The sequence below is a fragment of the Actinacidiphila sp. bgisy144 genome (genome assembly GCF_057708105.1).
In genome coordinates, this window is record NZ_JBYIRM010000005.1 from 187,837 (window position 1) to 199,631 (window position 11,795).

General features: G+C 76.2%; 8 protein-coding genes and 1 riboswitch. Of the genes, 4 read left to right on the forward strand and 4 right to left on the reverse strand.

Annotation, left to right across the window (positions count from 1 at the left end; all coding sequences use genetic code 11):
* Positions 1 to 89: 89 nt before the first annotated feature.
* Positions 90 to 827 (forward strand): cobalt-precorrin-6A reductase, encoded by a 738-nt coding sequence (locus AC3EVP_RS08155; RefSeq protein WP_435127630.1) that lies wholly within the window; start codon positions 90 to 92, stop codon positions 825 to 827.
* Positions 828 to 894: 67 nt separating this feature from the next.
* Here AC3EVP_RS08155 and AC3EVP_RS08160 read toward each other — a convergent pair whose 3' ends face one another.
* From AC3EVP_RS08160 to AC3EVP_RS08170, 3 genes are read right to left on the reverse strand one after another with little or no spacing between them, the layout of a single operon-like run.
* Entirely contained in the window at positions 895 to 2,469 is a 1,575-nt protein-coding gene (locus AC3EVP_RS08160) for a precorrin-2 C(20)-methyltransferase (protein ID WP_435127632.1), read from the reverse strand.
* Entirely contained in the window at positions 2,466 to 3,146 is a 681-nt protein-coding gene (locus AC3EVP_RS08165; protein WP_435127634.1) for a precorrin-8X methylmutase, read from the reverse strand. Before AC3EVP_RS08165 ends, AC3EVP_RS08160 begins: the two co-directional genes overlap by 4 nt.
* Positions 3,143 to 4,654: a hypothetical protein gene (locus tag AC3EVP_RS08170; RefSeq protein ID WP_435127636.1), complete on the reverse strand. Its 1,512-nt coding sequence runs from the start codon at positions 4,652 to 4,654 to the stop codon at positions 3,143 to 3,145. The genes AC3EVP_RS08165 and AC3EVP_RS08170 overlap by 4 nt, the downstream gene beginning before the upstream one ends.
* Before the next feature lie 84 nt (positions 4,655 to 4,738).
* Positions 4,739 to 4,861: riboswitch (cobalamin riboswitch) on the forward strand.
* Between the two features lie 184 nt (positions 4,862 to 5,045).
* Between AC3EVP_RS08170 and cobN the strand changes: the two genes are divergently transcribed.
* Positions 5,046 to 8,714 (forward strand): cobaltochelatase subunit CobN, encoded by a 3,669-nt coding sequence (gene cobN / locus AC3EVP_RS08175; protein WP_435127842.1) that lies wholly within the window; start codon positions 5,046 to 5,048, stop codon positions 8,712 to 8,714.
* A gap of 121 nt (positions 8,715 to 8,835) precedes the next feature.
* On the forward strand, positions 8,836 to 9,780 hold the full coding sequence (locus AC3EVP_RS08180) for a D-2-hydroxyacid dehydrogenase family protein (RefSeq protein WP_335971415.1): 945 nt from the start codon (positions 8,836 to 8,838) through the stop codon (positions 9,778 to 9,780).
* Positions 9,781 to 9,804: 24 nt separating this feature from the next.
* Here AC3EVP_RS08180 and AC3EVP_RS08185 read toward each other — a convergent pair whose 3' ends face one another.
* Entirely contained in the window at positions 9,805 to 10,398 is a 594-nt protein-coding gene (locus AC3EVP_RS08185; protein ID WP_435127639.1) for a hypothetical protein, read from the reverse strand.
* Positions 10,399 to 10,599: 201 nt separating this feature from the next.
* On the opposite strand from AC3EVP_RS08185, the gene AC3EVP_RS08190 reads away from it, so the two are divergent.
* Positions 10,600 to 11,745 carry a glutathione-independent formaldehyde dehydrogenase gene (locus AC3EVP_RS08190; protein ID WP_435127641.1) on the forward strand — a complete coding sequence of 382 codons (1,146 nt, stop codon included), beginning with the start codon at positions 10,600 to 10,602 and terminating at the stop codon, positions 11,743 to 11,745.
* Positions 11,746 to 11,795 lie beyond the last annotated feature (50 nt).

An 11,795-nucleotide genomic window follows, 5' to 3' on the forward strand; every position in this document is an offset into this window, starting at 1 on the left:
GCGCGATGAGCCACGACGCACCGGCAGGCGCACACGCACCGCAGGGGGCAGTCGCTCGGGTGTTCCACGTGGAACATTAGGGTGGCCCCGTGCATGTGCTGGTGCTCGGAGGTACGACCGAGGCGAGGCAACTCGCCCGGCTCCTGGCCGCGCGCGAGCGCACCGTGACGTCGTCGCTCGCCGGGCGCGTGGCGGCCCCGACCCTCCCGGAGGGCAACGTCCGGATCGGCGGCTTCGGCGGCGTCGAGGGAATGGCGCGCTGGCTGCGCGAGCACCACGTGGACGCCGTGGTGGACGCGACGCACCCCTTCGCGGAGCGGATCAGCGCCAACGCCGCGGAGGCGGCCACCCGCACGGGAGTGCCGCTGCTGGCGCTGCGCCGCCCCGGCTGGACCCCGGTCCCCGGCGACGACTGGCGCTTCGCGGACTCGCTCGCCCAGGCCGCGCAGTTGCTGCCGGACCTGTCGGACCGGGTGTTCCTGACGACCGGCCGCAGCGGCCTCGCGGCCTTCGCCGGGCTGGACGGCCTGTGGTTCCTGGTGCGGTCGGTGGACCCGCCGGAGGGCGAGGTGCCGCGGCGGATGACGGTGCTGCTGGACCGGGGCCCGTACACGCTCCAGGGGGAGCGGGAGGTGCTGCGGGAGCACCGGATCGGGGTGCTGGTGACGAAGGACAGCGGGGGTGCGGCGACCGCCGCGAAGCTGGTGGCGGCACGGGAGGCGGGGCTGCCGGTGGTGGTGGTGCGCCGGCCGCCGGGGGTGGCGGGGGTGGAGGTCGCCCAGGACGTGGAGCGGGCGGCGCGGTGGGTGCGGGAGCGGGTGGGCTGAGGGCACGGCGGCGGGTGCGCGGTGCCCTCAGCGCTGCGGGTGGTCCGGCGCCCGGGGGAGGGCGCCGTCAGTCCCGGGGGTAGGTCCGCGGCGTCCAGACGACCTGCTCGCCACCCCCGCGCACCACGGTCCTGGTCTGGGACGACCCGACGATCAGCAGGGTGCGCATGTCGACCTCGTCCGGGTCCAGTTCGGCGAGGCGGACGATCCGCACCCGCTCCCCCGGCCCGCCGACGTCGCGGGCGACCACCACGGGCGTGTCGGGAGCACGGTGCTCCAGCAGGAGTTCGCGCGCCTTGGCCACCTGCCAGGTGCGGCTCCTGGAGCCCGGGTTGTACAGCGCCAGCACCAGGTCCGCGGCGGCAGCCGCCCGCAGCCGCTCGGCGATGACCTCCCACGGTTTGAGCCGGTCCGACAGGGAGACGGTCGCGTAGTCGTGGCCGAGCGGCGCACCGACCCGCGCGGCCGCCGCGTTCGCCGCGGTCACACCGGGCAGCACCCGTATCGGCACGTCCTGGTACGGCGGTTGCGAGGCCGCCTCCACCACGGCGGTGGCCATCGCGAAGACCCCCGGGTCGCCGCCGGAGACCACGGCCACCCGTCGTCCCCTGCGGGCCAGGTCGAGGGCGAACTCGGCGCGCTCGGCCTCCACCTTGTTGTCGCTGCCGTGCCGCCGCTGGCCGGACCGCACCGGCACCCGGTCCAGGTAGGTGGTGTAGCCGACCAGGTCGTCCGCGGCGGCCAGCGCGCCGCGCGTCTCGGGGGTCAGCCACAGCGGCCCGGCCGGACCGGTGCCCACGACCACGACCTGCCCGCGCCCGCCGCCGTCGGCGTCCGCCTCGGACACCGCCGCGGGTACGGCCGTCCGCGGCTCCGTCGCGCCGCCCCGGCTCGGCAGCACCGCCACCGCGAAGTACGGCACCGACTCCGGGTCCACCTCGGCGAGTTCCGCGGTCCGCTCACCGGCCATCGTGGCCCGCTCGACGTACCGCGCGTCCGCCAGCCGCCCCGAGCGCTCCAGCGCCCGCCGCACCGCCGGGAACGTACGGCCCAGCTTCAGCACCACCGCGGTGTCCGCCGCCGCCAGCCGCGCGGCCAGCTCCTCCTCGGGCAGCGTGCCGGGCAGCACCGTCAGCGACTCCTCGCCCTCCACCAGCGGCGCCCCCAGCCGCGCGGCCGCGCCCGCCATCGACGTCACCCCGGGCACCACCTCCGTCGGGTACCGGTCGGCCAGCCGCTTGTGCATGTGCATGTACGACCCGTAGAAGAGCGGGTCGCCCTCCGCCAGCACGGCCACGCTGCGCCCCGCGTCCAGGTGCGCCGCCAGCCGCGCCGCGGCCTGCTCGTAGAACTCCTCCATCGCACCCTGGTAGCCGCCGGGGTGGTCGGTGGTCTCGGTGGTGACCGGGTAGACGAGCTGCTCCTCGATCTGGCCCGCGCGCAGGTACCCCGCCGCGATCCCGCGGGCGATCGACCGGCCGTGCCGCGCGCTGTGGTACGCCACCACGTCGGCCGCCGAGATCACCTCCACGGCGCGTACGGTCAGCAGCTTCGGGTCGCCGGGGCCCAGGCCGACCCCGTAGAGCCGCCCCACGCTGTCGGATGCGGCCGTCTCGTGGGCCGCTGACGGACGGCTGCTCATTCTTCCTCGCTCGCGATCGCGTTGAGCGCGGCGGCCGCGATGGCGCTGCCGCCGCGCCTGCCGTGCACCACCAGGTGCTCGAGGGCCGACGGGTCGGCGGCCAGGGCCTGCTTCGACTCGGCCGCGCCGACGAAGCCGACCGGGACGCCGATGACCGCGGCCGGCCGCGGGCCGCCCGCGGCGACGAGTTCGAGCAGCCGGAACAGCGCGGTGGGCGCGTTGCCGACCGCCACGACCGCGCCCTCCAGCCGGTCCCGCCACAGTTCCAGGGCCGCCGCGGTGCGGGTGGTGCCGAGTTCCGCGGCGAGCGCGGGCACCGACGGGTCGCCCAGCGTGCAGATCACCTCGTTGTCCGCGGGCAGCCGCTTGCGGGTCACCCCGCTGGCGACCATCGCGGCGTCGCAGAGGATCGGCGCCCCGGCCCGCAGCGCCGCGCGGGCCCGCGCGACCACGCCGGGCGAGTACGCCAGGTCGGCGACCAGGTCGACCATGCCGCAGGCGTGGATCATCCGCACCGCGACCTGGGCGACGTCCGCGGGCAGCCCGCCGAGGTCCGCCTCGGCGCGGATCGTGGCGAAGGACCGGCGGTAGATGGCCGCACCGTCCTTCTCGTACGCGTAGGGGTACGCGGAGCCCGGGGGGACCGGGGGCACAGGGGGCACGGTGGTCTCGCTCATTCGGTCGGCGCGCCGCGGCGCGCGGCCGCCACGGTGGCGGCGAGGTCGGCGGGCCGGGGGTGGGCGCTTCGCAGCGGGGCCCCGGTACGGAAGAGGTCCACACGGTAGCCGTTCGAGGTGGCGACGACTTCGACGCGGTCGGGGGTGCGGGGGCGGCCGCAGGTGCGGGAGCAGCCGGACCAGTGGACGGGGAGGGGGCGGGGGGTGGCGCCCCCGGGTTCCCCGCTCCCGGGTTGTGTGCCCTCGGGCTGTGTGTCCCCGGGTTCCCCGCTCCCGGGGGTGGGGCGGGAGGGCTCGGCGTCCCCGGGTGCCGGGTGGACGAGGGCCGCCGCGTCCGCGCGGACGTCGGCGAGCGACTTCGCGCAGCCGGGCCGCCCGGCACACGCGCTCACGCCCACCCACGGGGAGCCCGGGTCCGTCACCAGTCCGGCCGCCGCGAGCGCGGCCAGCTCCGCCCGGGCCCGGTCGGCGGGCACCCCGGGGACGACGGCGCCGCGCCACGGGGTGAGCCGCAGTTGCGCGGCCGGGGTGCGGGCGGCGAGCGCGCACAGGGCGCGCCACTGGTCGGGGGTGAGGCGGCCGAGGGGGGCGAGGACGGAGAGGGCGAGGGGGCCGCCGGGGGCGGCCGGGTGCGGGATGGGGCCGAGGGCGGGGGAGGCGGTGTGTGCGGCTTTCCCCCGGGTGCCGGCGGGGGAGGCGGCGGGCGGGGCCGCGGTGGTGGCGGGCGGTGCGGTGAGACGGCCGGCGAGGTCCGCGGTGAGGGCCGCGCCGCGGTCGGGCAGGTCGGCCACCCGCCACGCGGTGGGCTCGCCGCCGCCGTCGGGCGTGGCCGCGGCGAGGAAGCCCTCCGCGGCGAGCAGTGCGGCCCGGGGCGCGTCGGCGGCGGGAAGGCGGAGGGCCGCGTTGCGGCCGATCCGCAGCAGCGCCGTGCCGTCCGGCGCCGCGCGCAGCGTCACGTCGGGTCCCAGGGCCGCGACGTCGCCGCGCCCGTCGTCCAGCGCGAAGAGGAACCGCCCGGACAGCGCCGCGGCCGCCGCGCTCCCGCACAGCAGCCCGTCCAGCTCCCGCAGCCAGCCCCCGACGTCCAGGTGCCCCTGTCCGTCCAGGCCCGACAGCGGCGACGCCACGACGTTCCGTACCCGCTCGTGCGCCGCCGACGGCAGCAGCCCGGCCGCGCCCAGCAGTTGGGCCAGCTCCGCCCCGCAGCCCGCGGCCAGGCCGCGCAGTTGGACGTTGCCGCGCGAAGTGAGATGGACATCACCGTCGCCGAACCGCCGGGCCGCCTCGCCCAGCCGTTCGGCCTGCGCCGCGCCGAGCACACCGCCCGGGACGCGGACCCTGGCCAGCGCGCCGTCGTCGGCGGTGTGCAGCCGAAGGGCCCCCGGGCAGGCGTCCGCCCGGCCGCGCGGGGCCCGGGCGCCTTCCCCTACCGCCGCGTTGACGTCCGCCGGGCATGCGTCGGCGGCCGGCCGCGGCGGCTGGACGGGCTGGTCGGGGGCGGTGGACATGGCGGCGAGCATACCGACCGTGCCACAAATCGGGTCATCTGCCGAATGCCTACGGCGCTTACTATGCTCCCCGTGCGGACCTTCCGGTTCGCCATTGCCGCAGACGGCGACAGGGGAGGAAGCCCGGTGCGAATCCGGCGCGGTCCCGCCACTGTGAACTTGGCCACCGGTGCCTCCGGCGGTCGAGCGAGCCAGGAACTCCCGCCGTCCGACACCACCCGGGGCGCGGACACCCCGAGGAAGGGTTTTCGTTGTGACCGGATCATCCGAGTTGCCCCGTTCCGCCGACTCCAGCACCACCGCCCCGGTGCGGGGTGCCGAGGAACTGCCCCCGGCCGAAGCGCCTTCGCCCGCCGGTGAGCAGGGGCTCGGCGGGCCGCATCCCGAACGGGTGCTGCTGCTGAGCACGTCGGACACGGACCTGCTCAGCGCTCGGGCGGCCGGGGGACCGGTGGCGTACCGGTTCGCGAACCCGACGCGGGTGGACGTGGCGCTGCTGCCGGAGCTGCTGGAGGGCGTCGGCCTGGTCGTCGTACGCCTGCTGGGCGGACTGCGGGCGTGGCAGGAGGGGCTGGACGCGCTGCTGGCGACGTCCCTGCCCGTGGTGGTGCTCAGCGGCGAACAGGCGCCGGACGCCCAGCTGATGGCGGCGTCCACGGTGCCGGTGGGCCTCGCGGCCGAGGCCCACGCGTACCTGGCGCACGGCGGCCCGGCCAACCTGGAGCAGCTCGCCCGCTTCCTGTCCGACACGGTGCTGCTCACCGGCCACGGCTTCGAACCGCCCGCGCCCGCGCCCTCCTGGGGCCCGCTGGAGCGTACGGCCGCCGCGGCGCCCGCGGACGCCCCCGCCGTCGCCGTGCTCTACTACCGCGCCCACCACATGAGCGGGAACACCGCGTTCGTCGGCGCCCTGTGCGACGCGATCGAGGCGGCCGGGGCCCGGGCGCTGCCGTACTTCGTCGCCTCCCTGCGCACCCCCGAGCCCGGACTCGTCGCCGAACTGTCCGCCGCCGACGCGATCGTCACCACCGTGCTCGCCGCCGGCGGCACCCGCCCCGCCGACGCGTCCGCGGGCGGCGACGACGACGCGTGGGACGCGGGCGCGCTCACCGGCCTGGACGTCCCCGTGCTCCAGGCGCTGTGCCTGACCGGCTCGCGCGCCGCGTGGCTGGCCAACGACGAGGGCGTCTCCCCGCTCGACGCGGCCACCCAGATCGCGGTGCCCGAGTTCGACGGGCGGCTGATCACCGTCCCGTTCTCGTTCAAGGAGGTCGACGCTGACGGCCTGCCCGCCTACGTCGCCGACCCCGAGCGCGCCGCCCGCGTGGCCGGCATCGCCGTACGGCACGCCCGGCTGCGGCACATACCCGCCGCCGACAAGCGCCTGGCCCTGGTGCTGTCCGCGTACCCCACCAAGCACTCCCGCATCGGCAACGCGGTCGGCCTCGACACCCCCGCCAGCGCGATGGCCCTGCTGCGCCGCCTGCGCGAGGAGGGCTACGACTTCGGGCCCGACCCCGTCCCCGGCCTCGACGCGCCGTCCGACGGCGGTCCCTCCGACGTCACCCCTTCCGACGGCTCCCCCCTCCACCCCGGCGACGCCCTCATCCGCGCCCTCATCGACGCCGGCGGCCACGACCAGGACTGGCTCACCGAGGAGCAGTTGGCCCGCAACCCCGTCCGGGTCCCCGCCGCCGACTACCGCCGCTGGTACGCCACCCTGCCGCGGGAACTGCGCGACGCGGTCGAGGAGCACTGGGGCCCGCCGCCCGGCGAGCTGTTCGTCGACCGCAGCCGCAACCCCGAGGGCGACATCGTGCTCGCCGCCCTCCGCCACGGGAACCTGCTGGTCCTCATCCAGCCGCCGCGCGGCTTCGGCGAGAACCCGATCGCGATCTACCACGACCCCGACCTGCCGCCCTCCCACCACTACCTGGCCGCGTACCACTGGATCGCCGCCCCCGCCGCGGACGGCGGCTTCGGCGCCGACGCGATGATCCACCTCGGCAAGCACGGCAACCTGGAGTGGCTGCCCGGCAAGAACGCCGGCCTGTCGGCGGCCTGCGGCCCGGACGCGGTCCTGGGCGACCTGCCGCTGGTCTACCCGTTCCTGGTCAACGACCCGGGCGAAGGCACCCAGGCCAAGCGCCGCGCCCACGCCACCCTCGTCGACCACCTCGTGCCGCCGATGGCCCGCGCCGACTCCTACGGCGACATCGCCCGCCTCGAGCAGCTGATGGACGAGCACGCCCAGATCGCGGCCATGGACCCGGCGAAGCTCCCGGCGATCCGCGCCCAGATCTGGACCCTCATCCAGGCCGCCCGCCTCGACCACGACCTGGGCCTGGCCGACCGCCCCGACGACGAGGGCTTCGACGACTTCCTGCTGCACGTCGACGGCTGGCTCTGCGAGATCAAGGACGCCCAGATCCGCGACGGCCTGCACGTCCTCGGCCAGGCCCCGGCCGGTACCGACCGGGTCAACCTGGTGCTGGCGATCCTGCGCGCCCGGCAGATCTGGGGCGGCACCGCGGCCCTGCCCGGGCTGCGCGAGGCGCTGGGCCTGGACGAGTCCGCCGCCACCCGCACCGCCGCCGACGCCATCGAGGAGCGCGCCCGCGCCCTGGTCCAGGCGATGGAGGACGCCGGCTGGGACCCGGCCGCCGTGCCCGCCGTCACCGCCGGCAGCGGCGAACAGGTCGCCGCCGTCCTGGAGTTCGCCGCCCGCGAGGTGGTCCCCCGGCTCACCGCGACCACCGACGAGATCGACCGCACCGTGCACGCGCTGGCCGGCGGCTTCGTGCCCGCCGGGCCGTCCGGCTCGCCGCTGCGCGGCCTGGTCAACGTGCTGCCCACCGGCCGCAACTTCTACTCCGTCGACCCCAAGGCGGTGCCCTCCCGGCTCGCCTGGGAGACCGGGCAGGCGCTCGCCGAGTCGCTGCTGACCCGCTACCGCACCGACAACGGCGACTGGCCGGCGTCGGTGGGCCTGTCACTGTGGGGCACCTCCGCGATGCGCACCGCGGGCGACGACATCGCCGAGGCGCTGGCCCTGCTCGGCATCCGACCGGTCTGGGACGACGCCTCCCGCCGCGTCACCGGCCTGGAGCCGGTGCCGCTGGACGAGCTGGGCCGCCCCCGGATCGACGTCACCCTGCGCATCTCCGGCTTCTTCCGCGACGCGTTCCCGCACACCGTGGCCCTGCTCGACGACGCGGTGCGGCTGGCCGCCTCCCTCGACGAGCCCGACGACCGCAACCACGTACGCGCCCACACCCGCGCCGACCTCGCCGAGCACGGCGACGAGCGCCGCGCCACCACCCGCATCTTCGGCTCCCGGCCGGGCACGTACGGCGCCGGGCTGCTCCAGCTGATCGACTCCCGCGACTGGCGCACCGACGCCGACCTCGCCGAGGTCTACACCGTCTGGGGCGGCTACGCCTACGGCCGCGGGCTCGACGGCCGCCCGGCGCGCGGCGAGATGGAGACCGCCTACCGCCGGATCGCCGTCGCCGCGAAGAACACCGACACCCGCGAGCACGACATCGCCGACTCCGACGACTACTTCCAGTACCACGGCGGCATGGTCGCCGCGGTACGGGCGCTGCGCGGCACCGCCCCCGAGGCGTACATCGGCGACTCGACCCGCCCCGAGACCGTCCGCACCCGCACCCTCGTCGAGGAGACCTCCCGGGTCTTCCGCGCCCGCGTGGTCAACCCGCGCTGGATCGAGGCGATGCGCCGGCACGGCTACAAGGGCGCCTTCGAACTCGCCGCGACCGTCGACTACCTCTTCGGGTACGACGCGACCACCGGTGTCGTCGCCGACTGGATGTACGACAGGATCACCGAGGCGTACGTCCTCGACCCCGCCAACCGGGCCTTCCTCCAGGACGCCAACCCCTGGGCGCTGCACGGCATCGCCGAACGCCTGCTGGAGGCCGAGTCCCGCGGCATGTGGGCCGAGCCCGACCCCGAGGTGCTCGCCGAGCTGCGCCAGGTCTTCCTGGACACCGAGGGCGACCTCGAAGGCGGCGACGCCGGGGAGGGCGAGGAGTGAGCCCGGCGCGGCCGTAGGATCGCCCGAGCCGGGCACCCGACCAGCAGGAACCGACATCCGACCAGCAGAAGCCGGGCACCCCGAGCCGGGGCCGGGCCCCCGACCAGGAGGAGAACCGCCGATGCGCGTCGCCGTACTGGACGACTACCAGCAGGTCGCCGAGTCGCTGGCCGACTGGTCCGGGCGGCTGCCCGGGGCCGAGCCGGTCTTCTTCCCCCGGCACCTGGCCGACCGCGACGCGCTCGTCGCCGCCCTCGAGCCGTTCGACGTGGTGGTGGCGATGCGCGAGCGCACCGCCTTCCCCCGCGAGGTCCTGCGGCGGCTGCCCCGGCTGCGGCTGCTGGTCACCACCGGCATGCGCAACGCGGCCATCGACCTCGCCGCGGCGGCCGAGTTCGGCGTGCTGGTCTGCGGCACCCGCTCGCACCCGACCGGCACCGCCGAGCTGACCTGGGCGATGATCCTCGGCCTGGTCCGGCAGGTCGCCGACGACGACGCCGCGATCCGGGCCGGCGGCTGGCAGCGGCGGGTCGCACCGGACCTGGCGGGCGAGGTGCTGGGCGTCGTCGGCATGGGGCGGCTCGGCGCGCGGGTCGCCGCGGTGGGCGCCGCGTTCGGCATGGACGTGGTGGCCTGGAGCCCGCACCTCACCGCGGAGCGGGCGGCGGCCGGCGGCGCCCGGGCGGTCGGCAAGGACGAGCTGTTCGCCACCGCGAAGGTCGCCACCGTGCACATGGTGCTCGCCGACGCCACCCGCGGGATCGTCGGCGCCGCCGAACTCGGCGCCATGCGCCCCGACGCCTACCTCGTGAACACCTCGCGCTTCGGGCTGATCGACGAGGACGCGCTGCGCCGCGCCCTGGCCGCCGGCCGCCCGGCCGGCGTCGGCCTCGACGTCTACGACACCGAGCCGCTGCCCGACGGCCACTGGCTGCGCACCGCGCCCCGCACCCTGCTCTCCCCGCACATGGGCTACGTCACCGACACCACCTACCGGATCTTCTACGCCGACGCCGTGGAGGACATCGAGGCGTGGCGCGCGGGCGCCCCCATCCGCACCCTCTGACGGCCGGGCCCGTTCGCCCCTGCCTCAGCGCATGCCCGCGGACGTCAGCAGCTCGCGCGCCCCGGCCGCGTCGATCGACTCCGCCAGCTCGCGCAGTGCGCACCGGTCCGGCAGCAGCCCGGCGGCGTGCGCGCGGCGGGCACCGCGGTCGAGTTCGTGCCACAGGAACGGGTTCGCCACCAGCACCCGCACCTCCACCGACGCCCGCCCGCCGAACGCGTCGCGCAGCACCACCCGGCGGTCGATCTCCCCCAGGAACCGCGCCGAGACCAGGTGGTCGGTGTGCACCCGCCGCCGGCGCAGCAGCCCGCGCACGTCCAGCCAGCCGTCCCCCGCGGTGGTCCTGGCCGGCAGCAGGATCGCGAACAGCACCAGCGCGAGCGCCCCGCACACCGCCAGCCGCGGCACGCTCAGCCGGCCGTTCCACGCGTCGGTCACCAGCGCCACGGCCAGCACCGCCGCGGCCGCGCCGTACGCGCTCCACAGCCGCCCGGCCCACGCCCGGTCGCACGCCACCGCGGGCCCGCCCTGCCGCCGAGCCCGTATCCGCACCCGCAGCCGAGCCCGCACCCGAGCCCGCAGCCGTGGCTCCGCCCCGGAGCACTCCCCACGTCCCATGGCCCCGACGCTAGTTCCCCCACCCCCGCCCGCCGCCGCCCTTGACGCCCCCCTGACGCCCCGCCCCCGCTTCCTGGCTCCCCCTTTACACCCCCATGGCCCCCACCAGGTGCGGAGCACGGGTGGCGGTGGGGGCGCGGGGCTCCGTTTGAGATGTGGCCGGGGCGGGTGTTGGCTGGAAGGACCACGGAGGTGGTGAAAATGAAGGCTGTCGTCTATCAGGAACCTTTCTCCGTCGCGGTCGCCGATGTCGACACCCCCGGCATCCAGCACCCCAACGACGTGGTGGTCCGTGTGACGTCCTCCGCGATCTGCGGGTCGGACCTGCACATGTACGAGGGCCGCACCGCGGCCGAGGCCGGCATCGTCTTCGGCCACGAGAACCTGGGCATCGTCGAGGAGACCGGCGACGGTGTCACGTCCCTGCGGGTCGGGGACCGCGTGGTCATGCCGTTCAACGTCGCCTGCGGCTTCTGCAAGAACTGCCTGGCCGGCAACACCGGCTTCTGCCTCACGGTGAACCCGGGGTTCGCCGGCGGCGCGTACGGCTACGTGGCCATGGGCCCGTACGCCGGCGGTCAGGCCGAGCACCTGCGGGTGCCGTTCGCCGACTTCAACTGCCTGAAGCTCCCCCCGGGCGAGCAGTTCGAGACGGACTTCGTGCTGCTCGCCGACATCTTCCCGACCGGCTACCACGGCTGCGAACTGGCCGAGGTCTCCCCCGGCGAGTCCGTCGCGGTCTACGGCGCCGGGCCGGTCGGGCTGATGGCCGCGTACTCCGCGCTGCTGCGCGGCGCCGCCAAGGTGTTCGTCGTCGACCGGGTGCCGGAGCGGCTGGCGAAGGCCGAGGAGATCGGGGCGGTCCCGATCGACTTCACCAAGGGCGACGCGGCCGAGCAGATCCGGGACCTCACCGGCGGCGAGGGCACCGACAAGGGCATCGACGCGGTCGGCTACCAGGCCCAGGGCCACGAGGGCGGCCACGAGGAGCCCGCGACCGTGCTCAACGCGCTGGTGGAGACGGTCCGCCCGACCGGGCGGCTCGGCATCCCCGGCCTCTACGTGCCGTCCGACCCCGGCGGGCCCGACGAGCACGCCCGGCACGGCCAACTGCTCGTCTCGATCGGCAAGATGTTCGAGAAGGGGCAGCGGATGGGCACCGGCCAGTGCAACGTCAAGCGGTACAACCGCCAGCTGCGCGACCTGATCACCGCCGGCCGGGCCCGCCCCAGCTTCGTGGTCAGCCACGAACTCCCGCTGGAGCAGGCGCCGATGGCGTACGAGAAGTTCGACCAGCGGGTGGAGGGCTTCACGAAGGTGGTGCTGCACCCGGCGCTCGCCGCATGAGGCCGCGTCGGTCCGCGTGGGACGGCCGGCCCCGGACTCCCGGGGTCGGC

What these genes read in the sequence shown, in the direction of transcription:
- AC3EVP_RS08190 (WP_435127641.1), top strand. Translation starts at nt 10,600, where the DNA reads ATGAAGGCTGTCGTCTATCAGGAACCTTTCTCCGTCGCGGTCGCCGAT.
- AC3EVP_RS08170 (WP_435127636.1), bottom strand. Translation starts at nt 4,654, where the DNA reads ATGTCCACCGCCCCCGACCAGCCCGTCCAGCCGCCGCGGCCGGCCGCC.
- AC3EVP_RS08180 (WP_335971415.1), top strand. Translation starts at nt 8,836, where the DNA reads ATGCGCGTCGCCGTACTGGACGACTACCAGCAGGTCGCCGAGTCGCTG.
- AC3EVP_RS08165 (WP_435127634.1), bottom strand. Translation starts at nt 3,146, where the DNA reads ATGAGCGAGACCACCGTGCCCCCTGTGCCCCCGGTCCCCCCGGGCTCC.
- AC3EVP_RS08160 (WP_435127632.1), bottom strand. Translation starts at nt 2,469, where the DNA reads ATGAGCAGCCGTCCGTCAGCGGCCCACGAGACGGCCGCATCCGACAGC.
- AC3EVP_RS08185 (WP_435127639.1), bottom strand. Translation starts at nt 10,398, where the DNA reads ATGGGACGTGGGGAGTGCTCCGGGGCGGAGCCACGGCTGCGGGCTCGG.